This is a genomic window from Maridesulfovibrio zosterae DSM 11974, from assembly GCF_000425265.1.
Classification (GTDB): Bacteria; Desulfobacterota; Desulfovibrionia; order Desulfovibrionales; family Desulfovibrionaceae; genus Maridesulfovibrio; species Maridesulfovibrio zosterae.
In genome coordinates, this window is sequence record NZ_AUDC01000012.1 from 199,967 (window position 1) to 224,965 (window position 24,999).

Consider the following 24,999-nt stretch of genomic DNA (forward strand, 5'->3'; position numbering starts at 1 on the left):
ATGAATGCCAGTTTTAAACCGGAAAATCGGTTAAAAAGATTCATCAAGCCGAGGAAATTAAAAGCATTCTTCGAAAAGACAGCACCGCTACTCCCAGAGAATTCGGTGCTGTGCGCTTATATTGACGAAACCCCTCTTTTTTGCGCCGATCATTTAAATAATTCTATCAGTACCACCATCCGTGTCCCCGTAAAAAATCCAACTGGTGCAAATCTTTCACTCGGTGTTTTCATCCCTGGATGTGATAATATTTCCCAAACTGAACTTACGACAATAAATGCAGTTCTTGAGCTCACGGCTTTTTCTATTTCTAATTATATTGAATCAGAATATGCGCGCAGACTTATCGGAGAGGAAACACTTTCTAAATATCGTGAGTTGTCACTACTTCACCGTTCAATTGTGGAACTCAATAACTCACTGCGCCTGAAGGATGTTATTCGCGCACTGACAAATGAATGCAGAACCTCTCCCCTCCCCGCTGATATGGGAGTTGTATACCTTCCTGAGGAAGCAGGGTTTTCCATATTTGACAGTTTCGGAGCCTCCGATCCTGAAATTTTTGAACTGCTGGTGGGATGTTCACTCTTTGAGGAGGTTATATCCAATCTGCGTGGTGAAATTATTAATGATATAAAGATTGATAGCAGGTGCAATCAAAATCTGCCGGATACCATTAAGTCCCTGCTCATCATGCCCATCCCTTCACCGAACGTATGCGAGGGAGTACTGGTGCTGACTTCCTGCAATATAAATGCATTTAACGCCGCGCACTTAAGGCATGCAGCAACATTGTCTTCAGTTGCAGGAATTTCAATCAGCAATGCTTACCATTTTGAATCGATAAGAATTTTAATGGATGCCCTGCTCAAAGCTCTTGCTGAAGCTATCGATGCCAGAGATCCATTCACAGCCGGTCATTCTGATCGAGTAGCACATCTTGCTGTTTCATTTGCACAACAAGTCTCAGCAGATGAAACTGTTTTCTCAGAAATAAGTTTCACTGATGAACAGCTGCGAGAGATTTTCTATTCAGGAATCCTGCACGATATAGGAAAAATTGGCATTAAAGAAGAAGTTCTAACTAAAAAGACACGCCTGCCAAAATCTATGTTGGACGTAATCGGTATGCGTCTTAAACTTTTTGGAATTCATAATAAAATGGAATGGGAAAATGACTATAAACGTCTTAAGCAGATAAATCTGTCGCTCAACCCTGCACAGGAAGATCTAGATTTTGTTAACAACATCAGCGATATAAAGTTTAAAGTTAATGGCTCAACCATACACATGATTCAACCAGATGAGCGTAAATGTCTTGTTGTTCGCAGAGGGAATCTGACCAGTGAAGAACGCATGGAAATTGAACGCCATCCCGCAGAGAGTAAGAGAATTCTGGAACACATCCCTTTTCAGGATGACCTTTCCCTTCTTCTGACAATAATAGGGCAGCACCATGAACGTATTGACGGATCCGGCTATCCTGCAGGGCTTAAAGGTGACACAATTTTAATCCAAAGCCGTATTCTTGCCATCGTAGATATCTATGATGCTATTACTCAAGAGCGCCACTATAAGCCTGCAACGTCCAGATCCAGAGCACTTAAAATTCTTGAAACAGAAGCAGCTGAAGGTAAATTAGATCCCAGACTGGTTAACCTGTTTATTTATAAAATTTCTGAAATAGAAACAGGAGCGGATTCAATAGATCTTGACCGCCCTGTATCTCCGAGGTTCTGTAAGATTCCTCGAAACAACCTGAACTAGCCTGGCTAAACTGGATTCGGCAAGAGAACGGGAAAAACCTCTGAAACCGATTCTGAAAAGTATAAGGCTGACAACCTACCTCGGGGTTTCCGGTATGAATATATTCCGTCTGAACATCTTATCCGTTATTTTTATCTTCCTACTGTGTTCTACAGGTTTTGCAAAAGCTCCTGAGCCATATATTTTAGGTATGTCTGCTGCATTTAGCGGCCCCAGCAAAGCACTTGGAATAGAGCTTTACCGAGGATCACAATCCTATTTTGATCATATCAATGCCAATGGAGGAATAGGTGGCCGAAAAGTAATGATCAAATGTTATGATGACGGCTACAACCCGCTTCCAGCCATCCGCAATACAATAAAGCTTGTTGAAAACGATCATGTTACCTGCCTTTTTAACTATGTAGGAACTCCTACTGTAACCAGAGTTCTTCCAGTAATAAAACACTTCAATTCGAAAAAACCAATATACCTTTTCTTTCCATTTACAGGTGCACAACCACAAAGAGAATTTCCATACGAAGAATTTGTATTCAATCTGCGTTCATCATACCGGCAGGAAACATGGGGACTGATACATAATCTGTATATGATCGGCAGAACACGTGTTGCTATCTTTTACCAGGCAGATGCATACGGACGCAGCGGCTGGGACGGGATACGCAAGGCTTTAAAAGAAAAAGGATTAAAGATTGCTGCCGAGGCAACATATAAACGCGGAACTTCATTTTCAGATTCTATGAAGAAACAGGTAGAAATTCTAGCTGAAGCAAAACCTGATGTTATTATATCTGTCGGAACTTATGAAGCTTGCGCTGCTTTTGTCAGAGATGCCAGAGATGCAGGAATGACAATCCCCATATGCAATCTATCATTTGTAGGCTGTGAAAGCATGCTTAATTTATTACAAGAAGCTGAAAAAGAAAAAGATAAAAATTATACCGAGAACTTAATTACAGCACAGACTGTACCCAGCTACGAAGACACTTCTCTACCTGCAGTCAGAGAATACCGTGAAATCATGACAAATCATATTCCAGTCATTCCTGAAGAATTTGATGAAAGCTATGTTCAACTACCGTTCAGTTTTATCAGCTTCGAAGGCTATCTCAATGCAAAAGTTATGACCAAGATTCTTGAACGCCTTGAAACCGACCAATATCGTGGCAATATCTACGCAGCGACTATGGCAATCCGCAATCTTGATATTGGGATAGGCTCGCCGGTCAGTTTCGGAAGGGGCAAACATCAGGGACTTGATGAAGTATACTATACAACTGTTGCAAATGGAAAATTTGTTCCCCTCACCAGTTGGGAAAGGTGGAAAAAATGAAAATCAAAATGAGAATGTCTAAAATTTTTCAAAAGACAATGATCGTTAATTTCATTCTTTTTGGTGTGATTTCATTTTCTATGTCATTTGTATCGGCTGTAACCCTGCATAATCACATGGAGACCGAATACATCAGCAAAGGCAAGGCCATAGCCAACAGTCTTGCCAGCTCGAGCGTTGAAATACTTCTAAACAGAGATTCATCGACCATTCAATCAATGATAGACCAGTTTAAAACCAGTGACGGGGCAGCTTATGTATACGTGCAGAATGCTAACGGAGAAATTATCTCCCATACATTTGTACCCCGCGTGCCTTTAGTTCTTACAAGCAGCAATCTCCATCCGGAATCAATGGTCGTACGCGAATTATATATACCTGACTTTGGCGAGGTGATTGATATAACAAATCCTATTCTTGCAGGAATGGCCGGATATGTTCACGTTGGAATGGATAAGGAAATAATAAATAAATACGTATGGATCGCTATTGGAAAACTACAAATAGTAATGTTTTTTATTTTCTGGGTAAGTGTTTTTATTCTTTATATTATGGTTAAACGTATCTCGGAACCTCTTAACCAGCTTACTGAATATGCAAAAAAACTTTCAGATCACGATTTCACTGCCAATATAGCAATCACTTCAAAAGATGAAATAGGCCTATTAGCCGGGACTATGAAAAATATGGCCAATGAGCTGACAACACTTATTTCTGGACTTGAAAAGGCAGTCAGCAACGCCACAAGTGATTTACAAGATACACTGACCTATATGGAAGTTATCATGGACAGTCTTGCCGACGGTCTGCTTGTGGTCGATTTTTCCGGCAAAATATCTTTAACCAACCCAGCACTGTCAGAACTTTTTAATCTGCACAAAAAAAACATAAAAGGTCACGATATAAAAGATTTTTTTCCTACTGAAATGATTGATCTTTTCAATTTGGTCAAAGGATGTAAACACGAAGTCTACTCTTCAGAAATAAAGCTTGGTCATAACCGTACTGTAAAAGCTGTAGCTACCCCCATCCATAAATGGGAGTCTGAAGATAGTTTTAATATATGCCTCGGGGCCATAATTCTAGTACGCGATATAACTTACGAAAAGGAAGTTGATAACCTTAAAACAGACTTTATATCAACAGTTTCCCATGAGTTGCGAACACCGATGACATCTATTCTGGGCTTTGCCAAAATTATTCGCAAGAAACTCGATAAATCGATTTTCCCGACCTGCAATACTCCTGACCCGAAGACTAAGCGGGCAATGTCTCAAGTACAGGATAATATCGGAATTATTGTGTCAGAGGGGCAAAGATTAACTGAGCTGATTAATGATGTTCTTGATATAGCTAAAATGGAATCAGGAAAAATCGACTGGAGAAAGGCTCCTGTCGACTTACATGAAGTTATCAAGACCTCAGTCCAGACGACAACACCTCTTTGGGAGTCCAAACGACTTCAATTAACAATTGATATTGATGAAAATATTCCAACAATTTACGGTGATAGAGACAGAATTCTTCAAGTTCTGGTAAACCTGATATCAAACGCTGTAAAATTCACTCAATCAGGTTCTATAAGCTGCTCTGCCCATGCGAACGAAAATGAAATATTAGTGAGTGTATGTGATACGGGAAGCGGTATTTCACCGGAAGACCAGAAAAAGATTTTCATGCGCTTTAAACAGGCCGGAGATACACTTACTGGTAAACCCCAAGGAACAGGATTAGGGCTGCCTATCTGCGAACAGATAGTCGAGCACCATAAAGGACGAATCTGGGTAGAAAGTAAACTGGGCGAAGGCAGCTCTTTCCACTTCACACTTGCAGTTGATTCATCCGCTGAATCTCCTGACACATCTGGTCCTATAATAACGACAAATCCGATCAAAAAACGCTTCGGCAGCCCGGACAGTCCACTGATTATGGTTGCAGATGATGATCCGTCACTTAATGAATATTTAGCTCAAGTGCTAGAAGATGAGGGATACAGAATAATAACCGTATCAAACGGACAGGAAGCTGTGGAAACAGCAAAAAAAAGTATGCCCAATCTGATAACAATGGACCTCAAAATGCCTATTATGAATGGAGATCAGGCAATTAAAGCTCTTCGTGAGAATCCCTCAACACGGCATATTCCTGTTATTGTTATCAGTGCTCTGGCAGAAGGACAAAAAGCAGGAGGAGATGCGTCACTAATTAAACCAATTGATGAAAAAAGACTGGTTGAGACTATACACGGGCTACTGCAGGAAGACTTAGTTATGACTGACCCATGCATGGTACTGGGACAGGAAAATAATCCTCCATCTGAAAACCTGCTGGTAATTTGTCCTGGTAAAATCAACTATTGTCCACCTTCAGAGCTATGGAGAAGAGTAAATTCAGGTTTTAAAGGAACAATTTTCATTACGGCGGAATTAAGTCCCACGCTTGATCTGGACAGATTATCACAAACTCCTGATATACAGATTGTTATTTTACCAGATAACTGATATTAACTAGCATATGGAAAGACCAGAAAGATACGGAAGCAATAAATATAAATCGTGCATGAAATGTCTGTGGACAGGACCGATAGACGCATTTGAAGAAATTTCAGCCTTAATCTCAAGTTACAACCTTATGCGCTGTCCCAGCTGTGGAGAACTTTTGGATATTGAGAATATGGTATTTGAAAGTAACCGCACTAAACTGCCACAAGGTTTCACTATAATATCCGGGGGCCAGACCGGTGTTGACCGCGGCGCGCTTGATGCCGCAATAGCTTCGGGTATTCCCCATCGGGGTTGGTGCCCGAAAGGCAGAAAAGCTGAAGACGGTCCTATCCCTGACAAATATAACCTATATGAGCTGAATGACTTTCAATATTGGAAACGTACTGAAAAAAATGTACTTGATTCTGATGGAACACTCATTTTTCCAGGGGACTGTGAATCTAAAGGCACTGCCCTGACTATCCGTCTGGCAAAAAAACATGAAAAACCTGTAGCCGTAGTATCTCTTGACTCTGATCATGCTGGCAGGACTGTTTCAGCATGGATAAAGGCAGAAAAAATAACAGTCATGAATGTTGCTGGACCTAGAGAAAGCGGCTGTCCAGGGATATCAGTTAGAACACGTAATTTTTTACTCAATCTGCTTAACGATCAAAAATAGTAAACAAAATGTGCATTACTTTGCTACAGTGAACTCGACACAATCAAGCATTACCTCAAGCCCTTTACAGATCTTCAGTAGGGCTTCTTTATCTTCATTCAGAGCCTCTTTTTTTATCTGCAGCATTTTATAGGCATAAAGCTCGAAACCAAATGTAAGTGCAGCCCCTCTGGACGAATGAGCTTTTTCAATTACCAGTTCAAAATCACTTTTTAAGATAGAGCCAAGCATGTCTTCCAGTTCATTATTTAGCGAATCCATTAATACAGGAGCTAAATCCAACAGATCAGGATCAATCTCAATTTTATATTTCGTCATTTCTTCCGAAGCCAATTCCTACCCCCAAATATTATAGATTGACTACATATCTTCATGTGACAATTATATATATTATTTCAAACCAAGAATATATTATTTATTCATATTCTACTTAACATTTTGCTGAATTACGCACAATTTTACATTCAAAAAAATATTGACTTAATTTTGCACGTCATTAATACATGAACAGTTGATCATATATTAATACTTAAGAGGTCAGTATGCATAAAAACGATGACTGCTGTGATTTTCATAACCCGGATGTGAATGTAGTCGGACTTGTAAGAAAAGAATGTTGTTCGCGAGAGATAATGGAAGATTTAGCTTCTACGTTCAAAATTCTAGGTGAGCCTGTACGGATAACAATACTGCATGCACTCTCAATCAAGGAATTATGCGTCTGCGATCTAGCAGAACTGCTTGGCATGAGCCATTCAGCTGTTTCACATCAGCTAAGAATTCTAAGAACAGCACGAATGGTCCGTTTTGAAAAAGAAGGCCGTAAGGCTGTTTACAGCTTAAACGATAAACATGTTGAAACAATAATAAAAACAGCTCTGGACCATATGCATGGAAATGGCTGTCCAAAGGATAAGGATCGATAGTATGCTGAATATATTAATAAGTATTGCGCAAGAATCATGGGAAGTGCTGCTACAGTCTGCACCTTTTATGCTTTTCGGTTTTTTTGTAGCAGGACTCTTAAAAGCTTTTGTTGGGCCTGAGTTTATCAGCAAAAATCTAGGTTCAGGAAAAACTTCAGACGTGTTTAAAGCTTCACTTCTGGGTGTCCCGATTCCACTTTGCAGTTGCGGAGTAATACCTGCTGCTGCCCAGCTCAAGCAACAAGGAGCAAGCAAAGGAGCAACAACTTCATTTCTCATATCAACTCCGGAGACAGGTGTTGATTCAATTGCCGTAACCTATGCTCTTCTTGATCCGGTAATGACATTCTTCAGACCTTTTGCTGCTTTCATTACTGCAGTTATAGCCGGTGTATTAGTTGATCGATATGAAAAAACAAATGGAACAAAAACCCCCTCTATTCCAGAACCGATACTAATATCACATGACCATGGGCATGAGTGTGGATGCAACGACTCAAACCTTTCCTGCCAATGTTCGGATGATACTGAGCAGAGTTGTTCAGAATCATCCTGCGGATGTGGATGCGGAGAAGAAAGCTCAAGCTTACCTGAAACATTTACCGGAAAACTTACTGCAGGAATGCAATATTCCTTTGGCAATTTATTGCAGGATATTGGGATATGGTTTTTGGGAGGAGTAATTTTAGCAGGAATTTTTGGTGCACTAATTCCAGACGGTTTCATAGAAAAGAATCTTGGAGATGGATTTCTTCCTCTGCTGATTATGCTTGCAGCAGCCGTCCCGCTTTACGTATGCGCAACAGCATCAACACCGATTGCAGCTGCTCTGGCACTCAAAGGCCTTTCCCCGGGAGCAGCTCTTGTCTTTTTGCTTGCCGGGCCTGCCACCAACGCAGCCTCATTTACAGTTGTTGCCAAGCTGCTCGGGAAGAGATCAGCATTTATATACCTAGGTACAATCATAATTTGTTCGTTGGTACTCGGTGTATTTGTAAACTGGCTCTATTATTCACTTGGAATGTCAATTACTGACTGGGTTCAAAGCGGTGCAGAAGATGTACATGGTCTATTTTACACTGTCAGCGCACTTATACTGCTTGCCTTTATTGCTATTCCCAAGGTATCTGCTTTAATAAGAGGTAAAAGTTTAACTGGTCATTCACATTAGTTAGCAATCCCGCCCGAGGCGGTTCCATCCAAAGGAGTGAGTCATGACAGGTGAAGGAGTCGAAGCTATTATAGTTATGCTGGTCATTGTGTTTGCAATTTTCCGCATGGTTAAAAATTCTGGTAGCGGGCTTGGAGAATACACCAGACAACATCATGACTCAGATAAGGATAAAACCGAAGATAAAAATTAACAATAAATCCTCCGTAATTATATTTATGGAGGATTTTTTTTATAATCCAACATCACTTGTTGCTCACAAAGTTAGATGGTATCGCAAAATAACATAACAACCCATCAACAATTCAGGTTTACCATCATGAGTAGCACTTCCAGCATCGAAAAACAGCTTGATGAAATTCGAGGAGAGGATAATTTCATAGGATTCAGCGCGTTCGATCTTTTTCTCGATGACGATGAATCCAATCGCAAAGATGGTGTCCTGAAAATTTCACGCCACAATCTCAATCCGCAAACCGGATTCTTAAAATTCACTTTTATTGTTGACGTATACGGCGATAAACTTATTCGAAAACAGGTCTACGACTTGTTCGCACGTTTTCAAGACAGCGAACTTGATGCTGAAACAGATCCTGATTTTATGTACATACGCCCTGCGACACCTGCTTCACAAAAAGATAAGGCATGGTTTATTGCTGAGGTATTCTTTCATTTCGATACGGCCAAAGGCGCATCAAAAGAAAATGTAATAAAATTCTTTCTTCCATTTCTTACACTGAGAATACCGTTGGAATTCAGCGACCTGCAATGGTGGGAAACTGACGAGACTCAAAATCACACCAAAAAAACTGCAATCGAAGCCATCACTGATTTTATTAAAAGTAAATTTTAAACATAACACTTACTTGTAAGAAAGCTTAGTCATATTCGTAGATTTTTAACTAAAAGAAATGGGTAGATACTGAAAATTTTATTTCAATATCTACCCATTTCTTTTAGCTCTAAGACTAAAAAATAAGTTTCTATAATCTCAGATTAAGAGACTAATAAATAATGTTTACCCAATACATAACCACGCGAGTTGAGGAATTCTGCAACCTCCTCTCTGGCTCCCCTGCTGGCTACATATGAAAGTAAAAAAGTATCTCCTGCCGGAGGTATAGCATTACGATGCAGAACTTTGCAGCCGTTGATAACATGCCCGACCTTACGTGGATCAACGTCTACATAAAAAGAAACTTTAACGCCATGCCTTTCAAGTATATGAAATCGTTTACGTGATGTTCGGCCTGAACCTATTACCCCTACACGCGGATGTGTGGAACTGTTTTGTTCTAACCAGCGATGAAGATACTCACTTTTGATACTATAAAATGATTCTACAGAATATTTCGGATGATTACGGGAAAGCCGATCAGGAGGGTCATTCCAGATAAATAATTCTTCATCTACCTTCTGCATCTGAACTCCGGCTTCAAGCCAGCGCAAAACCAGCTCATAATCTTCCGGAAAATCACCATCCCTGAATTGCCCATACTCTTTAATAAGATTGCTTCGCATCATGATGGATGGATTTGCAAACGGAAACTCAACAAAACGGTTCAAAGAAATTTCATCTATCTCGATAAGAGAATTTATCCAGTCTACATAATGGGCATATCCAGCACATGCTTCACGGTCTCCGCCAAACCCTACACGACATGCAGTAAGGCCCACATGCGGATTTTCATCCAGCAGGCGGGCCTGTTTCTCAATTCTTGCAGGTAAAGCAAAGTCATCAGCGTCCATACGGGCAATGTATTGACCTGAAGCTGCACTAATTGCTGCATTGGCAGCCCCAACAACACCTTGATGGTCTAAAAATACAGGGCTCAAACGAAAATCTTTTGCTGCGTATTCTTTTAAGACATCAGCAGTTCCGTCAACAGAACCATCGTCTACAGCAATCAGCTCAAGATCAGTATAAGACTGGTCTAAAATACTTTCAATGGCCATCCCTACACTGCTCTCACAATTGTAGCAGGGCATGGTCACTGAAACTTTTGGATTAATCACTCTCCGTTTTCCTCAATGGATTCACGAAGCTGCTTTTTAAGCCTGCATATATTGCATACTCCGGCTGAAGTAGGACATCCGCACTCAGTACAAGGGACAACTTCATAACTTTTCTTTTCCTGATGTATTGCTGCAAAAGCAGGCTGACCACGATCAAGAAAACCTTTATAAAAGGACCTCTTAGACCCCGGGCTACGCAACTCAAGATCACGCCAGAGCAACTTATGTCCTGTGAAGCTCGCTCCGCCGCTGTATGGACATGGCAGGTGGTGATATGGAATACCCATTAAAAATGAAAAGTTGGCAGATTCAAATTCAGAAACCCTGAAAAGAGGCTTAACCTTTTTAGCAAAACCATTCTCAGCAGGCAGAACTGGCCCTTGATCAGAAAGATAACCCTGATCCCAGCGTAAGGTATTAGCGAAAAGTCTGGCAACTTCATCGTCAAGGTTATGGCCTGTGGCAAGAGCGGTAAACCCTTCATCAAGCGCAATCTTATTAAAATAATGCCTCTTAAACTTCCCACATATAGAGCAAATAGGTCGACGGATGTGTTTCTTGATAAGTGGCATGGGAACGCCTTCTTTCTCAAGTTCAACCACCCGCAACGGATAACCTTTATCTTTACAAAAATCCTCTACAACAGACCGGGCTTTCTTTGACGAATCAAAAATCCCAAGATCAATATGCAATCCGGTTACATCGTAGCCTAACTCCGAAAGGGCATACATAAGCCCGAGAGAATCTTTGCCACCCGAAAGAGCCACAAGGACTTTGTCGTCTGGTTCAAGAAGCTTGCGCCTCCGGATTCCCGTAGCAACCTGCTTCATAAAAAAGTTCTCAAAATGTTCTTTACAGAACGCAGCATTATGACTGGGCAGTGATATTACTGCCTCGGCTTTACAAACCTTACACTTCATATATTTACCCGACCGAAATTACTTTTCTTAAAATTATTTCATCACCTTGAAAAATACGACAATCCTGAGTCAACAGTTCTCCATCTCTAATGACCAAAGCATCAGTCTGGTGGAGTCCAAGCTTATTAAGCAACTGCAAAACAGTGTTTAATTTTGTAAACTCAATTATCTTGTCTTCCGGTTCAAGCCTGACAGTTACCATGGGCAGACTCCTTTTAATTATATAATTATTTATCTCTTTGAGCTGTGGATTTAACGTTTAAGACTGTTTAGGGCAAGCTTTTCAGACCTAAACGAAGGGATATTTTTATAACTTTTTTTCAGTTAAACAAAATGGAAATATTTCTAAAAAAATTACAACAAAATATTATTATTTCATGTTATGGTATGATGAGTATTAAAACTTGGTCACCAGAATTAAGCTTTGCTTAATGCCAGCAACGGATAAACTTAATAGATGGAGTACAACTCAATGTATATTTTTAATTTGATACAATCTTAACTAGTTAACCAATCTTTGTCTGCTAATCAGCAAATACACGCAAAAAATTTTCTATAAATGTTGACCAGAAGTTGATTGTTGAATTAAAGTATAAATAGATAAACATGACTTTCAAGGAGTTTCATATGACTCAGAAAACTATCTTAGTTGTTGACGATGAAAAGCATATAAGGATGCTCTACCGAGAAGAACTTGAAGCCAGTGGCTATCAGGTTGCTACCTCAGACGGTACAGAAGATATACTTGCCGTTATAAAAAGAGAAACGCCAGATCTGGTCATCCTCGACATTAAACTAGGCATTGCCCGTTCCGGACTGGACTTACTACAGGAAATCCGTCAGGAAGACACAAAAATCCCAGTAATACTGAGTACAGCTTACGATAGCTTTAAACATGACATGAAATCCATTGCAGCAGACTACTATGTAGTTAAATCTGTGGATTTAAGTCAGTTGAAGGCCAAAGTGACTGAGGCTCTCGGTTAAAAGAGTTTTTTAAAAAATTTGAAAACAGTTTTTTTATACTTTTTTAGGAGTTTGTGAAAAACAAGCTCCTTTTTTCTTGCCAAGCGCAAAACCTCGTGATAGCAACCACTTGGATTTGACGACAGAGATGTCCCAAACCTATAAATGCAGGCCAGTAGTTCCAACGGCTAGAACGTCGGTCTCCAAAACCGAATGCTGGGGGTTCGAATCCCTCCTGGCCTGCCATTTATCACTTCTAAAAAGCGAACAAGTGAATACCCCATGTTCGACATAGCAAATACAATAAAAGAAATCAGCATCCTTGCTGTTCCATTCCTTCTAGCAATCACCTGCCATGAAGCCTCACACGGCTTTGCTGCATATCTTCTAGGCGATCCAACGGCAAAACAAGCCGGACGGCTTACCTTAAATCCCTTAAAGCATCTTGATCCACTGGGTACTATTGCACTTGTTTTGACCCGCATGATCGGCTGGGCCAAACCTGTTCCTATTAATCCCATGTATTTTAAAAATCCCCAACGGGATATGATGCTTGTGGCGCTGGCTGGACCTGCAGCAAACATGGCACTTGCTATAATGTTTTCAATTATCGTAAAAGTAATCCTGTCGCTGGACATCAGCGGTTACTCCAATATTATGCTCAGGGTACTTCAGCCGACTGTGCAGATTGCCAATGCCGGAGTTATAATCAACCTGGCCTTGTGCTTTTTCAATCTTTTGCCTATTCCTCCATTGGATGGCAGCAAGATAATTGCAGGCTTCATGCCCCGTGAGACAGCTTATAAATTTATGTCTTTCAGGTACGGTTTTATTATTGTCATTGTTCTGGCAATGCTGGGACTACTTGGTACAATTATCAGTCCGGCCATAAGTATATTTTATAACCTGCTGATTCATTAAAATCATCAACCTACAAGTTTTCACAATGACTAAAACAAACAATCGCATAGTTTCAGGAATGAGGTCTACCGGCCGCCTTCACCTCGGTCACTACTTCGGTGTTCTGGTGAACTGGATCAATATTCAGGAAGATAATGAATGTTATTTCTTTGTTGCCGACTGGCACGCACTCACCAGTGAATACTCTGATCCACGAAAAATTAAGGGATTCGTCCCTGAACTGGTAAAAGACTGGGTGGCGGCAGGACTTGATCCTGAGAAATGTGTAATCTTTCATCAGTCTCAAGTTAAAGAGCATGCTGAACTGCATCTTATGCTTTCAATGATTACTCCGCTTGGCTGGCTGGAAAGAAACCCTACTTACAAAGAAATCCGTCAGGAACTTATCCAGAAGGAACTTAATACATACGGATTCCTTGGTTATCCGGTACTCATGGCATCTGATATCCTCATGTATAAGCCATCTTTTGTTCCTGTTGGACAGGACCAGCTTCCACACTTGGAACTTACCCGTGAAATTGCCCGCCGCTTCAACAGCATAAATGGCGAATATTTTCCGGAACCGCAGGCAATGCTTACTGAAGACGCTAAGCTGCCTGGACTTGACGGTCGCAAGATGTCCAAGAGCTATAACAACGGTATTTTTCTCGGTGAAGCTATGGATGAAGTCCGCCCTAAGGTTATGTCCATGCTGACAGACAAGAACAGACTCAGAAAATCAGATCCGGGCGATCCTGAAATATGTAACCTCTATCCTTATCACAAGCTGATGACTGACAGCTCAAAATGTGATGAGATTGAGGAAGGTTGCCGTAATGCTTCTCTCGGCTGCGTAGATTGTAAAAAGATGCTCGCAGAAAGCATGGCAAAATTCCTTGAACCTATGCAGGAGCGTCGCCGCAAGATGGATGAAAATCCAGATATAGTCTGGCAGATTCTTGCAGAAGGAACTGCTAAAGCACGTGCCAAAGCTCAGCAGAACATGGAAGAGATTCGTGAAAGAATAGGATTCAAATATTAAGCTGACTCCAAATTTGTTTAAAGATAGAATCCTCTCGTTGATAAACAACGAGGGGATTTTTTTGGTCTTCAGCAGGCTGCCAATCTTGATAATCCATAAAAAGGTTTAGTTAAGAATAATCAAGTTCTAAAATTTTTCTGCCCATACATACTGCGAACTCAACATCTACTTCGAATTTTACAGCCCCCACTCTGGAAACGGGAATAACTCCCCCCAATGAATTTAGAGCGTATATATGCTCATATTCCTGAATAGTGTTCAGCGGGATAGGCTGAGCTTTAATTTCTATGAAATCAGCAAGAACCTCCTGTGCAGTTCCGGGAAGTTTATACTCTGTTTGTGGTTCAAAAAAGACATCTCCTTTTTTAAAAAGAAGTGAAGCAACCGATGATTCAAGAATATTACCTTCAAAATCAAGCAGCAATGCATCATCATATCCATAGTCAGCAGCCTTCTCCCATGCGCTGAGATAAGACATACGGTTCATACTTTTATGCTGCATCAGTGAAGACATGAAAATTTCATCATTAGGCCATAAAGACCAAATCCTATCCGGCAGATATTCAAAAGGCACAGCACAAACTACAGGAAAAGTTTTACCGCTTTCCACTGGATAAAAAATATTCAAACGGGCAAATTTTTTCTCCAGATTATTAACTTCAATGACTTGGTTAATAACTTTCTCATAATCAATTTTTTCATCGATAATGTTATATTGTGCAAAACTCCGATATGCGCGCTTTAAATGCAAACTCAGATGGCAGCATTTCCTTCCGTTCCAGGCTAAGGTTTCAAAAAAACCATATCCGGTTCTAAAAGCAGGCTGTGACAGATCAAGACCAATCGGTCCTTCACATAATTCACCTTTACTGAAATAAATCACATCCCCTCCGGATCTATAATTTTGCCAGCCTTAGCCATTGTCTCCAGAAACTCTTCTCGCGGATCGGAATCAATGACAATACCACTTCCAGCCCAGTAAGTAAGTTTATTTTCAGATTCATCATAAACAGCTGTCCTGATAGCTATGGATGAGACTAAATCTTTGGGTCCCTTAATCATAACTATGCTTCCACAAAATGGCCCCCGTGTATGAGGCTCCAGCATATCAATAAGCTCCATAGAACTCTTTTTTGGACATCCCGTAATTGAACCACCCGGAAAAGCGCTTAGAAATAAATCAATACAGTCTTTACCGTCAGCAAGCTCACCATGCACAACGCTATACATCTGAAGGAGGTTATCTACTGCGAAGACAGACTTATGTTTTTCAACGGTAACAGAACCATATTTGCATTCTCTTGAAATATCATTACGTACAAGATCTACTATCATGGAAAGCTCTGAATCTTCTTTAGCTGATGATGTCAATTGCTTTATCAAATCATCACTGTATTCATCAAAACGCAGAGTTCCTTTAATCGGCTCAGATCGAACACACCCATTTTCCACCTTCAGAAAAAGTTCCGGCGAGGTTGAGATTATCAACTTCCCGCAACTTTTAAATAAAGCGTAATAAGGAGCCGGATATCTCTTATTAAGTGTGAAGAACCAGAGCAACGGATCAAAGTTAATATCATTAATTGTGAACTGAGTTGATAAATTCAACTGATAGGTCAGTCCGTCTTTAATATACTCAAGAGTTTGAGCAACACCTTTCTCGTAGGATTCTTTGCCCAACGACATGCTAATATATTCCGGTTTAAAATCAGGCAGTTCTACTTCCGGAACAGGAGATATTTTTTTTATCAGACATAAAATATCTGAAAGAGACTGCTCTTCTACGGCGACAACTTCCATTGTTTCGGTTGAAGCATCATGCGTTAGTACAGCAGCATATTTTTTCAAGTGACCGGAAGGATATTGTCGATCTTTTCTGCTTGTAACTCCGCGCAGGGCAAAGCCGCATTCATAAGTGAAGTAACCGATAGTGGGGTTTGCATCTGAAAAGGAAAAACTACGCATCGCCGAAGCAATCTCATCAGCGGGTATATCGGCTTCCAAAATCAATTCGTTAGTTGGAGTAAGGCCTATGTAACTTGTGCATGAATCAGGAAACAGAGGAGATCCAAGCAGTACATCTGCATTACCATTCTTTACAAAGTACAGTGCAATTTCCCTGAACTTCTCAAAACTTACTGAATTTAAAAAAATCGAAGGCATACTTTATAAATACTCCGGACTGCTCAGTTAAAAATGACTCAGGGTGAAACTGATAACCTAAAAGCGGCAAAGAACCATGACTGACAGCCATAGGTATGCCTTCATTATTCTCTGAAATAACTTCCAGTCCATCCCCTATTTCTGAGCAGAACAGAGAATGATATCTTGCAACATTTAATTGTAATCCTGCAAAACTGATTTTCTCGGTCCTGCCATGAAAACAGCCTTTCAGCCGAGATGTCTTTCCACCACAATATTCATTAATTATCTGCATCCCCAGACAGACACCAAGCACAGGTTTACCGGACTTGATTACAGCTTCATATCCTGGATAATCTGCAGGACACCCGGGCCCGGGAGAAATAATCAGCAAATCATACCCGTTTAATTCTGATGACTGAAAATCTTGTGAAAGAATATGGTCACAGGATTTGGATAAAATTTCTACACTGCTGATCTCCTTAGCAAACAAGTGCATAAGGTTGTTTGTAAAACTGTCATTGTTATCTATAATCAGAATTTTCATGTTGTTCATTTTTTAAAATTGTACTGCTGCTGAATTGTGCAGCGTCCTTAATTACCCCAGCAACTATGCTGGAGCAAGCATCCAAATTGCGTACAAAAGGCAACTATTGCTCTTCCAGTATTCAGGTTGTATATAAGATTTAAAATTACACCAATAATCAAGAGTGGATACCCACCCTATATATTAGGAGAACAGCATGGAATGCATATCTAAAAGAGCATGTGAGATCACCCCCTTTCTGGTGATGGATGTCCTTGAAAAGGCACAGCAGATGGAAAGAGAGGGCCGCAGCATTATCCATATGGAAATAGGTGAGCCTGACTTTGACACTCCGGACTGCATAAAAAAAGCATGCTGTGAAGCTATGGATAAAGGAGAAACCCATTATACACATAGTCTTGGAATACCTGAACTTAGAGAGGCCATCAGCAAATATCACAAAGACAGATATAATGTTGATGTTGATCCGGATCGGGTAATAATCACTCAGGGAACTTCTCCGGCAATGCTACTCCTGTTTACTTTTATTCTGGATAAAGGGGATAATGTCATTGTCTCTGATCCCTGCTATGCCTGTTACAGCAACTTCATTTCTTTTGCCGGAGCAGAAGCCAATCGCATCACCACTTTCGAAGAGGATGGATTTCAATACAGACCTGAAGCAATCAAAAAGGCAATCAATACCAAAACTAAAGCAATCCTGATCAACTCACCTTCCAATCCGACAGGAACCCTTCTTTCACCTGAACGCATGAAGGAGATAGCCGGCATGGGACCGTGGATTATTTCAGACGAAATCTATCACGGGCTTGTATACGGAGAAAAAGAACATTCAATTCTTGAATACACTGACCATGCATTTGTTCTAAACGGGTTCTCAAAATTATTTGCCATGACAGGATGGAGACTTGGGTACATAATATCGCCTGAAAAATATGTACGACCATTGCAAAAACTCTGTCAGAATTTTTTCATATCTGCCAATTCAATGGCTCAACGGGCTGGAGTTGCAGCGCTGACTGAATCTTGGGATGATGTTAATCGCATCAAAAATACTTATGATGAACGCCGTAAATATATGCTCAAACGCCTGCGCGAGATGGGCTTTGATATTAAAGTAGAGCCGACTGGGGCATTCTACGTACTCGTTAACATGAAACATCTCGCTGCAAAGTTTGACGGCAGCTCTCTTAAACTGGCTTTCGATATTCTTGAGCAGGCCGGAATCGGCGTTACTCCCGGTATTGATTTCGGCGATGGTGCTGAAGGATATATCCGGTTATCATATGCAAACTCAATCGAAAACCTTGCCGAAGGAATGGACAGACTGGAAAATTATGTAAAGATGAACAGTTAGAAAACTATTGATGAACTGACTACTATAAAATCATTTTACTGACATCTTAAGCTTGTTTGTTCTCCAAAACGAAGAAAGCCCCCAGTGTGAACATAGTTCATAGGGGGCTTTACTAATCATCTATTACTGTCTTTAAGCCTCAGCTTCTTTACCACCTATTTTCTCCATCTTAATGAAGAACATCAACAAAGCAGGAATCATGAACACAGTAAAGACTGTGGACAAAGCCAGACCACCAAGCACAACAGCTCCAAGACCGCGATAAAGCTCTGACCCCGGACCGGGAGCAATTGCCAAAGGTAACATCCCGAAAACAGATGTTGTTGCAGACATATAGATCGGGCGGAGCCTTGAACGGGTCGCTTCAAGCACGGCCTCTTTGTGATCCATCCCCCCCTCTCTCACATTGTTAAGAGATTGGTGAACGATAAGGATCGCATTGTTAACAACAACACCGATTAGAATAACGAAACCAAGCATAGTCAAAACATCCAGCGGTTGCGGAGCAATGAATAGGTTTTCCAGTTTCAGGCCAAGAAAACCTCCAGCCCCTGCAAGCGGAACGGTCAGCAGAATAATTATCGGATAAATGAAGTTTCCAAATAAAGCAGCCATGAGTAGATAAGTAATTACAACAGCCAGCAGAAAGTTCCACTGCATGGCGTGACGGGTTTGAGTAAGCTTATCAGCTGCTCCAGACATACGCACAGTAACACCATCCATCAGTCCCATTTCTTTAACTTTTGGAATCAGCTTAGTCTGTACGATATCCATTGCCTCTTCAAGGGGCATGGATTTAGGAGGTGTAATCTGCAGCGTAACAGTTCTCCGTCGCTCAAGATGACGGATCTGGGTAATACCGTAGGTCCTTTCAAGATTTGAAAGAGATGAAACAGGAACAGCCCATCCTTGCGGAGTGGCAACGAGTGAATTGTACAAATCTTCAGGAGTACTCACTCTTTGCTCAGATGCCATTAGCTTCAGATCAATTTTCTTCTTACCATCTTCTTTAAAATCACCGATTTTACGCCCGTCCATAAGAACATCAAGAGCTTCACCTATTTCCTGACTGGACATGCCTGCTGCCCGCAATCTATCACGGTCAGGCACAATACGTACTTCAGGATACAGCATTTCCAGTGAAGGGATAGGACGAACCTGCCCACCCGGTATAGCCTGCCGCGCCATGCCGAACATTGTTCCGGCAGCGGCCATTAATTTATCAAGATCAGATCCACTGAAATCAACCGCAACCATACGCCCCTTACCTATACCTGCTTCAAAAATTGAAGCCTGAATACTTACTCCGAACATACCGGGGATAGAATTCATTATACGGTTAAATAAAGGAATAAGCTTAGCCGGACGATCTTCATCCGCGGACATTGCACCAAACAAGTTGATATCTGGAGCCGATACATAGAAAAGCTGATCCACTTTCGGAAAGCCGTCTTTTTCTTCTTTCATATGGGGTTCTATCTGTGCGGAGATATATTCTCCGATAGAATCACGTTCTTCATACGACAGGCCCGGCGGCGGAATAAGAATAGACAGAATCAGGTTCCGGTTCCCCTGTGGCAGATATTCCATTTTCGGGAAAAAAGAAAATACAAGCAAAGCAGAAGATGCAACCAGAATAAATACCGTTGTAAGACGAGTTGCCCAGTTGCGAATGGCAAGTTCGAGTAATCCCATAATCCAGTCAGACGCAACGCTTCCCATTTTATTTAGCACATTAAGCTTAGCTTTCTTCTTACCTTTGGAGAAAGAATAAAACTGCTTAGCCAGCATAGGAATAACCGAGACAGAAACAAACATGGACAGGGAGATTGCACACGTAACCGCAATAGCGATATCTTTGAATAACTGCCCTGCTTCCTCCTCGATAAAAACAACAGGTAAAAATACTGCTACTGTTGTCAAAGTCGAAGCAAGAACAGCTCCCCAAACTTCACTGGTTCCGTCATATGCGGCTCTATACGGGCCTTTCCCCATCGCTCGGTGACGATCGATATTTTCCAGTACAACAATAGCGTTGTCCACCAGCATACCCACGGCAAAGGAAATACCCGACATACTGACAATATTCAGACTTCTCCCCAGTCCGCCGAAAACAATAAACGATCCGATTACAGAAATAGGAATGGCAATAGCAACAATAACCGTGGCGGAAAAAGACTGCAGAAATATCAGCAATACAATTACAGCTAGAACACCACCGATTATAATATTCTGCTTAACAAGATCAATTGCGCCGTTGATATACGGAGCCTGATCGTACACCCAGTCAAGATGAGTTCCTTCTTTAGCTAAAATTCCGGAATTCAGCTCCTCAACAACTTTGCGGACATCACTTGTTACGTCCAGAACGTTAGCGCCTGGTTCAGGCTTAACCCCGACAACGATACCGGGATTACCATTATGTAGCATAGCCACAGTAGCCTTCTCAAAACCCGAAACAACTTTTCCGACATCGGCAATAGTCACACGCTGCTGACCTGATGACGTAATTACAACATTTTCAATGTCTTCAGGAGTCTTATACTCAGAAGTGGTACGGATACGATAATCGCGCCTTCCAACACCAAGATTTCCGGCGGAAACGTTGGCATTTTCACTTTTCAAAACCTCCGCAACTTTAGCAATAGTCAGATTGTAAGCTGCCAGTTTCTCAGGGGCAATTATGACATGCATCTCTTTTTCAGTACCGCCGCCGACAAAAAGATCTGCGACACCGTCAACACGCTCAAGATACTGGCGTACATCATTCTCAAAAAAAGTCGCATATTCATCTATGCTATGTTTGTTCTCCGGCAGGGTCCTCAAGATCATCCAGATGACAGGTGAAGTCGCGGCTCCAGTTGCTGAAATAACAGGACGATCAGAGTCCGACGGATATTTTTTAACTTCGTTTAATTTATTGGAGACTCTGAGCAGAGCATTATCGATATCAGTCCCGATTTTAAAACGCAGTGAAATACGTCCGAAACTGTCAAAACACTCAGATTCCATTTCCATCAATCCAGTAACACCTTTGAGAACCTTTTCTTGTTCCTCAATGATATCACGCTCGATTTCATATGGAGTTGCACCAGTCCACGAAGTTTCAACTGTAATCTCAGGCTCGGTTACAGAAGGTGACAACTGATAAGGCAGCCCGAAAAGCGCAAGCCCGCCAAAAAGAACCAGTAGAATGACACCTACCAGAATTGATACAGGCTTTTCGATTGAAAATTTTACAAAATCCATAAGTTACTCCGAACAGCTGGTTATTTGTTATCAATGACCACGGACTGTCCGGGGCGAAGTCTTTCGTTTCCTTTAACCACAATGTCCATATCAGCTTTAAGACCTTTTCCACGAACTCCGGCATTCATCCCTTTATAACCGACAACCTGTACCGGAATAGGGCTTGCTTTACCATCTACAACAGCAATAACCATTGTTGTTCCGCGGAGAGTAATTACAGCGTCACGTGGCACAACAACGGTATTGCTTGCAATGCCGGATGGCAGAGAAACTCTGGCTTCCATTCCTTGAGCAAATCCCTTCTTACCCTCAATTCTTATTTTAATAGGGAAGGTACGACTGGCTACATCACCACGAGGAATCACTGCAAAGACTTCACCCTTGTAATCTTTACCACCGATATTAATCCCGACTTCAAGTCCAGGCTTAACCACCTGTGCAACATCCTGTGGAACGTTAACCACAACATCATATTGGGTGTTCATACCGAGTTTGACAATTTCTGAGCCTGTGGATAACCATTCACCAAGATACACCGAACGATTGATGACCACACCGTCAAAAGGAGCACGGATTGTCTTTTTTGAATGCTGAATCTGCAGGCGATGCAACTTTGCCATGGATGAGGCAAGCTCACTTTCCATAGCAAGAGCTTTAAAGCGTTTATTATCGTATTCACCTTCATGAACCGAGCCGCTTTGAAATAATTTTGTAATCCTGCTGCTGTCACGCTTAGCAAGATCGTAATTAGCCTTAACTTCTGCGTATGCGGCCTTTGCAGCGATGATCTCAGTATTAAGCAGGTCAGAACCGAGGGTAATCAGCACATCTCCTTTCTTAACAATATCTCCTTCCTCAACATTCACTTTCACTATCTTTCCGCTGACTTCAGAGGCAACGTCTGAAACTTCGGAAAAGTAAACAGAGCCGATGTAAGCAGACTCAGGAGCTACCTGCCCTGAAAAGGATTTAGCCGCAACAACATGAGCTGGTGGCATTTGAGGCGCTTGCTTTTTATCAGAAGCAATTGCAGGAATTGCTGAAAGTAAAAAAACAATAAAAAATATTAAGTTACGCATACATCGACTCCGATTTAAATTATTTTATCTTTTGGCGAGGCCAACTTTACTTGAGATACTGATTTAGTCAACAATCTTAGAGCAGACTTAACATAGGTAAACGCTCACTTAATCAGCAAAAAGTATGAACTGGGAATGTAAAATAGTGAAAGATTTCAAGAAGATTTAGAGGAATATATGGCATTAGTTTGTTACACGGGCACATATTTTATAATATAAATACCACTCAAAAATAGGATAGTATTAAAAATATATCCGTTAAGTCTCAAGATTAACTAAACAACTTAATATTTCTTTCAAATATAAAATTGTAACATGAAATATTTCATTATTATTCTTACTATTCTTATATTCTGTTCAACCACTCTATCAACGGAAGCTGTTACAATTAGAAATAATTGTCAGTATCCCATAGCTGGGTCTATCTCCATGGCCGACAGCAATGTAAACCTTGTCCAATTTCGCATAATCCCTGGAGAAAAAGTTCACTTACTTAAAACCTTTGATAAGAATAAGTTACTTCTGCGGATGACTCCTGACACTTATGATCTCACAAAAATTGCCATATATGAAACGGAGATTGATGATCCAAACTGTTTTATAGAACTGCGAAACGGAAAAAATGGTATTAAAGTTAAAATTGAATAATTTTTTACAGATAAAGAGCAAAAAAAGCCCTCCCTGCGTAATCTCACAGGAAGGGCTTTAACTTTCAGCCTAAGTTGCTTAAGTAACTACAGTACTTTCAAAATACCAAATTACAAATTAGTGAGAATTATTTCGCCGAACTCTTTACAGCCAACAGTCTCGGCACCGGCAATCTGACTTGCCAGATCAACGGTAACTTTTTTAGCTGCAAGAGCTTTTTCAACAGATTTTTTAATAAGAGCAGCGGCATCACCCCAACCATTATTTTCAAGCATCATGGCTCCTGAAAGAATTACACTTCCGGGGTTGGCCATATCTTTACCTGCAATGGTAGGAGCTGTTCCGTGAGTTGCTTCATAAATAGCAAGCTTATCACCCATATTAACACCGGGAGCAAGTCCTAAACCGCCGACTTGCGCAGCCAGAGCATCAGAAATGTAATCACCATTAAGGTTAGTAGTAGCTACAACGCTATACTTTTCTGGACGCATAAGAAGTTCCTGAAACATAGCATCGGCAATGCGGTCATTAATTATAACCTTGCCATCAGCTTCTTCACCTTCTTTTACAACTTTTCCAGCATATTCTTCTTCAGCAACATCATATCCCCACTGGCGAAAACCGCCTTCAGTATATTTCATGATATTACCTTTATGAACCAGAGTTACGGATTCACGGTTCTGATCAAGAGCATAATCAAGAGCACGACGAACAAGACGCTTGGACCCTGCAGGGGTAATCGGTTTAATTCCGATACCGGCGGTAGGATCAATTTTAGCTCCCATCTCGCCAACGAGAAAATCAATCACACGTTTGGATTCTGCAGATTCAGAACTCCACTCGATTCCGGCGTAAACGTCCTCAGTATTTTCGCGAAAAACGACTACATCTACAAGATCAGGGCGTTTCACAGGAGATTCAATACCTTCAAAATAGCGGATAGGACGGATACAGGCATAAAGGTCAAAAGTCTGACGAAGTGTAACATTAAGAGAGCGGAAACCTTTTCCTACTGGAGTCTGGAGAGGACCTTTGATTGCAAGCTCAGCTGCAGCAAGAGCATCCAGAGTTTCCTGAGGAAGATAGCTTCCGGTTTCCTTAAATGCTTTCTCACCTGCCAGCAGTTCTTTCCATTCAATTTTCTTTTCGCCGTAAGCTTTTTCTATAGCAGCATCAAGCACAGGACGTGCTGCGCCCCAAACTTCAGGACCAATACCGTCACCTTCAATGAAATATACAGTTTTTGCAGACAAAATGATCTCCTTTGGTGATGAGCACAGTTCCGGTTCCAAAAGACTGTGCAGGTGGATAAGCTTGTGACACGGTTTGGCGGCGGTTCTTTTATTAGAAATAAAAAACGGAACCGGAAAACTTTGCTCAGCAAAATCTACATTTAAAAGTAAATGCTGAATAAATTCACACCGTAAGCCATGTCTGACCTGATTAGGTGTGAATCATCTGACGGACCACACCGGAACATGGAAGCAACACAATGAATTCCGCTTGAAAAATAATATTTATCGGGAGATCCCGGCAAGAAAATCAAGGCAGTTTCAAGAAAGTTGCAAGGCCTCTGCACAACCGTGCAAAGATGCTGTTCATTGAATTGAGTATATGGGTAAAATTATATTTGAGTATCAAAAAATATGAACAGCAATTCAGTATCCGCATTTGCAGATTCAGGCGGTAGATATAGGCCATTCCTGCAAAAAAGTAAAGATTGGCCGAATCAACAACCAACAAATGCATCTTATTCTCAGAAAAGTAAAAA

Annotated in this window: 23 protein-coding genes and 1 tRNA gene; 14 read left to right on the top strand and 10 right to left on the bottom strand. The window is 41.0% G+C overall.

Annotation, left to right across the window (positions count from 1 at the left end):
- The 4 genes from H589_RS0107825 to H589_RS0107840 all read left to right on the top strand — a co-directional run bounded on the left by H589_RS0107825 (position 1) and on the right by H589_RS0107840 (position 6,265).
- Positions 1-1,767 carry an HD domain-containing phosphohydrolase gene (locus tag H589_RS0107825; protein ID WP_027721511.1) on the top strand — a complete coding sequence of 589 codons (1,767 nt, stop codon included), beginning with the start codon at positions 1-3 and terminating at the stop codon, positions 1,765-1,767.
- Positions 1,768-1,861: 94 nt separating this feature from the next.
- The gene (locus H589_RS0107830) at positions 1,862-3,100 is read left to right on the top strand and encodes an ABC transporter substrate-binding protein (protein ID WP_027721512.1); all 1,239 of its coding nucleotides are present in this window, start codon (positions 1,862-1,864) and stop codon (positions 3,098-3,100) included.
- Positions 3,097-5,601: an ATP-binding protein gene (locus tag H589_RS0107835; RefSeq protein ID WP_027721513.1), complete on the top strand. Its 2,505-nt coding sequence runs from the start codon at positions 3,097-3,099 to the stop codon at positions 5,599-5,601. The genes H589_RS0107830 and H589_RS0107835 overlap by 4 nt, the downstream gene beginning before the upstream one ends.
- Positions 5,602-5,614: 13 nt before the next feature.
- The gene (locus tag H589_RS0107840) at positions 5,615-6,265 is read left to right on the top strand and encodes a putative molybdenum carrier protein (RefSeq protein WP_211225335.1); all 651 of its coding nucleotides are present in this window, start codon (positions 5,615-5,617) and stop codon (positions 6,263-6,265) included.
- A 15-nt stretch (positions 6,266-6,280) separates the two neighbouring features.
- Here the strand turns inward: H589_RS0107840 and H589_RS0107845 are convergent, their stop codons facing one another.
- Positions 6,281-6,583 (bottom strand): hypothetical protein, encoded by a 303-nt coding sequence (locus tag H589_RS0107845; RefSeq protein WP_156891681.1) that lies wholly within the window; start codon positions 6,581-6,583, stop codon positions 6,281-6,283.
- 224 nt (positions 6,584-6,807) lie between these two features.
- Here H589_RS0107845 and H589_RS0107850 point away from each other — a divergent pair, with 224 nt between their 5' ends.
- The 4 genes from H589_RS0107850 to H589_RS0107865 all read left to right on the top strand — a co-directional run bounded on the left by H589_RS0107850 (position 6,808) and on the right by H589_RS0107865 (position 9,215).
- Positions 6,808-7,191, top strand: a complete 384-nt coding sequence (locus tag H589_RS0107850; protein WP_027721516.1) for an ArsR/SmtB family transcription factor — start codon at positions 6,808-6,810, stop codon at positions 7,189-7,191.
- A 4-nt stretch (positions 7,192-7,195) separates the two neighbouring features.
- Positions 7,196-8,362 carry an SO_0444 family Cu/Zn efflux transporter gene (locus H589_RS0107855; protein WP_035075598.1) on the top strand — a complete coding sequence of 389 codons (1,167 nt, stop codon included), beginning with the start codon at positions 7,196-7,198 and terminating at the stop codon, positions 8,360-8,362.
- Positions 8,363-8,405: 43 nt separating this feature from the next.
- On the top strand, positions 8,406-8,555 hold the full coding sequence (locus H589_RS20775) for a hypothetical protein (protein ID WP_156891683.1): 150 nt from the start codon (positions 8,406-8,408) through the stop codon (positions 8,553-8,555).
- A 126-nt stretch (positions 8,556-8,681) separates the two neighbouring features.
- Entirely contained in the window at positions 8,682-9,215 is a 534-nt protein-coding gene (locus H589_RS0107865) for a hypothetical protein (protein ID WP_035075464.1), read from the top strand.
- A 143-nt stretch (positions 9,216-9,358) separates the two neighbouring features.
- Here the strand turns inward: H589_RS0107865 and H589_RS0107870 are convergent, their stop codons facing one another.
- Genes H589_RS0107870 through H589_RS0107880 form a run of 3 tightly spaced genes read right to left on the bottom strand, consistent with a single transcriptional unit; the run spans position 9,359 to position 11,500 of the window.
- On the bottom strand, positions 9,359-10,378 hold the full coding sequence (locus H589_RS0107870; RefSeq protein WP_027721519.1) for a glycosyltransferase: 1,020 nt from the start codon (positions 10,376-10,378) through the stop codon (positions 9,359-9,361).
- Positions 10,375-11,298, bottom strand: a complete 924-nt coding sequence (locus tag H589_RS0107875; RefSeq protein ID WP_027721520.1) for a PP-loop family protein — start codon at positions 11,296-11,298, stop codon at positions 10,375-10,377. Before H589_RS0107875 ends, H589_RS0107870 begins: the two co-directional genes overlap by 4 nt.
- 4 nt (positions 11,299-11,302) lie before the next feature.
- Positions 11,303-11,500, bottom strand: a complete 198-nt coding sequence (locus tag H589_RS0107880; RefSeq protein WP_027721521.1) for a ubiquitin family protein — start codon at positions 11,498-11,500, stop codon at positions 11,303-11,305.
- Positions 11,501-11,925: 425 nt separating this feature from the next.
- Here H589_RS0107880 and H589_RS0107885 point away from each other — a divergent pair, with 425 nt between their 5' ends.
- The 4 genes from H589_RS0107885 (at position 11,926) to trpS (ending at position 14,206) form a co-directional block, all read left to right on the top strand.
- Positions 11,926-12,285: a response regulator gene (locus H589_RS0107885; protein ID WP_027721522.1), complete on the top strand. Its 360-nt coding sequence runs from the start codon at positions 11,926-11,928 to the stop codon at positions 12,283-12,285.
- A gap of 148 nt (positions 12,286-12,433) precedes the next feature.
- Positions 12,434-12,510, top strand: a tRNA-Trp gene (locus H589_RS0107890).
- Positions 12,511-12,546: 36 nt separating this feature from the next.
- Positions 12,547-13,185, top strand: a complete 639-nt coding sequence (locus tag H589_RS0107895) for a site-2 protease family protein (RefSeq protein ID WP_027721523.1) — start codon at positions 12,547-12,549, stop codon at positions 13,183-13,185.
- Positions 13,186-13,210: 25 nt separating this feature from the next.
- On the top strand, positions 13,211-14,206 hold the full coding sequence (gene trpS, locus H589_RS0107900) for a tryptophan--tRNA ligase (RefSeq protein ID WP_027721524.1): 996 nt from the start codon (positions 13,211-13,213) through the stop codon (positions 14,204-14,206).
- Between the two features lie 109 nt (positions 14,207-14,315).
- On the opposite strand, the gene H589_RS0107905 is transcribed toward trpS, so the two are convergent.
- Genes H589_RS0107905 through H589_RS0107915 form a run of 3 tightly spaced genes read right to left on the bottom strand, consistent with a single transcriptional unit; the run spans position 14,316 to position 16,904 of the window.
- Positions 14,316-15,089, bottom strand: a complete 774-nt coding sequence (locus H589_RS0107905) for an aminotransferase class IV (protein ID WP_027721525.1) — start codon at positions 15,087-15,089, stop codon at positions 14,316-14,318.
- Positions 15,086-16,369 carry a chorismate-binding protein gene (locus tag H589_RS0107910; protein ID WP_027721526.1) on the bottom strand — a complete coding sequence of 428 codons (1,284 nt, stop codon included), beginning with the start codon at positions 16,367-16,369 and terminating at the stop codon, positions 15,086-15,088. Before H589_RS0107910 ends, H589_RS0107905 begins: the two co-directional genes overlap by 4 nt.
- Positions 16,335-16,904: an aminodeoxychorismate/anthranilate synthase component II gene (locus tag H589_RS0107915; RefSeq protein WP_245577071.1), complete on the bottom strand. Its 570-nt coding sequence runs from the start codon at positions 16,902-16,904 to the stop codon at positions 16,335-16,337. The genes H589_RS0107910 and H589_RS0107915 overlap by 35 nt, the downstream gene beginning before the upstream one ends.
- Before the next feature lie 187 nt (positions 16,905-17,091).
- Here H589_RS0107915 and H589_RS0107920 point away from each other — a divergent pair, with 187 nt between their 5' ends.
- Positions 17,092-18,252 carry a pyridoxal phosphate-dependent aminotransferase gene (locus H589_RS0107920; RefSeq protein WP_027721528.1) on the top strand — a complete coding sequence of 387 codons (1,161 nt, stop codon included), beginning with the start codon at positions 17,092-17,094 and terminating at the stop codon, positions 18,250-18,252.
- A gap of 132 nt (positions 18,253-18,384) precedes the next feature.
- Here the strand turns inward: H589_RS0107920 and H589_RS0107925 are convergent, their stop codons facing one another.
- Together H589_RS0107925 and H589_RS0107930 are read right to left on the bottom strand one after the other, a co-directional pair.
- Positions 18,385-21,501, bottom strand: coding sequence for an efflux RND transporter permease subunit (locus H589_RS0107925; RefSeq protein ID WP_027721529.1), 3,117 nt, complete (start codon positions 21,499-21,501; stop codon positions 18,385-18,387).
- Positions 21,502-21,521: 20 nt separating this feature from the next.
- Positions 21,522-22,580, bottom strand: coding sequence for an efflux RND transporter periplasmic adaptor subunit (locus H589_RS0107930; RefSeq protein WP_027721530.1), 1,059 nt, complete (start codon positions 22,578-22,580; stop codon positions 21,522-21,524).
- A 429-nt stretch (positions 22,581-23,009) separates the two neighbouring features.
- Here H589_RS0107930 and H589_RS0107935 point away from each other — a divergent pair, with 429 nt between their 5' ends.
- On the top strand, positions 23,010-23,228 hold the full coding sequence (locus H589_RS0107935) for a hypothetical protein (RefSeq protein WP_027721531.1): 219 nt from the start codon (positions 23,010-23,012) through the stop codon (positions 23,226-23,228).
- Between the two features lie 110 nt (positions 23,229-23,338).
- On the opposite strand, the gene icd is transcribed toward H589_RS0107935, so the two are convergent.
- On the bottom strand, positions 23,339-24,481 hold the full coding sequence (icd, locus tag H589_RS0107940) for an NADP-dependent isocitrate dehydrogenase (RefSeq protein WP_027721532.1): 1,143 nt from the start codon (positions 24,479-24,481) through the stop codon (positions 23,339-23,341).
- Between the last annotated feature and the right edge of the window lie 518 nt (positions 24,482-24,999).

What these genes read in the sequence shown, in the direction of transcription:
- H589_RS0107825 (WP_027721511.1), top strand. Translation starts at nt 1, where the DNA reads ATGAATGCCAGTTTTAAACCGGAAAATCGGTTAAAAAGATTCATCAAG.
- H589_RS0107830 (WP_027721512.1), top strand. Translation starts at nt 1,862, where the DNA reads ATGAATATATTCCGTCTGAACATCTTATCCGTTATTTTTATCTTCCTA.
- H589_RS0107835 (WP_027721513.1), top strand. Translation starts at nt 3,097, where the DNA reads ATGAAAATCAAAATGAGAATGTCTAAAATTTTTCAAAAGACAATGATC.
- H589_RS0107840 (WP_211225335.1), top strand. Translation starts at nt 5,615, where the DNA reads ATGGAAAGACCAGAAAGATACGGAAGCAATAAATATAAATCGTGCATG.
- H589_RS0107845 (WP_156891681.1), bottom strand. Translation starts at nt 6,583, where the DNA reads ATGACGAAATATAAAATTGAGATTGATCCTGATCTGTTGGATTTAGCT.
- H589_RS0107850 (WP_027721516.1), top strand. Translation starts at nt 6,808, where the DNA reads ATGCATAAAAACGATGACTGCTGTGATTTTCATAACCCGGATGTGAAT.
- H589_RS20775 (WP_156891683.1), top strand. Translation starts at nt 8,406, where the DNA reads ATGACAGGTGAAGGAGTCGAAGCTATTATAGTTATGCTGGTCATTGTG.
- H589_RS0107865 (WP_035075464.1), top strand. Translation starts at nt 8,682, where the DNA reads ATGAGTAGCACTTCCAGCATCGAAAAACAGCTTGATGAAATTCGAGGA.
- H589_RS0107875 (WP_027721520.1), bottom strand. Translation starts at nt 11,298, where the DNA reads ATGAAGTGTAAGGTTTGTAAAGCCGAGGCAGTAATATCACTGCCCAGT.
- H589_RS0107880 (WP_027721521.1), bottom strand. Translation starts at nt 11,500, where the DNA reads ATGGTAACTGTCAGGCTTGAACCGGAAGACAAGATAATTGAGTTTACA.
- H589_RS0107885 (WP_027721522.1), top strand. Translation starts at nt 11,926, where the DNA reads ATGACTCAGAAAACTATCTTAGTTGTTGACGATGAAAAGCATATAAGG.
- H589_RS0107895 (WP_027721523.1), top strand. Translation starts at nt 12,547, where the DNA reads ATGTTCGACATAGCAAATACAATAAAAGAAATCAGCATCCTTGCTGTT.
- trpS (WP_027721524.1), top strand. Translation starts at nt 13,211, where the DNA reads ATGACTAAAACAAACAATCGCATAGTTTCAGGAATGAGGTCTACCGGC.
- H589_RS0107910 (WP_027721526.1), bottom strand. Translation starts at nt 16,369, where the DNA reads ATGCCTTCGATTTTTTTAAATTCAGTAAGTTTTGAGAAGTTCAGGGAA.
- H589_RS0107915 (WP_245577071.1), bottom strand. Translation starts at nt 16,904, where the DNA reads ATGAACAACATGAAAATTCTGATTATAGATAACAATGACAGTTTTACA.
- H589_RS0107920 (WP_027721528.1), top strand. Translation starts at nt 17,092, where the DNA reads ATGGAATGCATATCTAAAAGAGCATGTGAGATCACCCCCTTTCTGGTG.
- H589_RS0107925 (WP_027721529.1), bottom strand. Translation starts at nt 21,501, where the DNA reads ATGGATTTTGTAAAATTTTCAATCGAAAAGCCTGTATCAATTCTGGTA.
- H589_RS0107930 (WP_027721530.1), bottom strand. Translation starts at nt 22,580, where the DNA reads ATGCGTAACTTAATATTTTTTATTGTTTTTTTACTTTCAGCAATTCCT.
- H589_RS0107935 (WP_027721531.1), top strand. Translation starts at nt 23,010, where the DNA reads ATGGCCGACAGCAATGTAAACCTTGTCCAATTTCGCATAATCCCTGGA.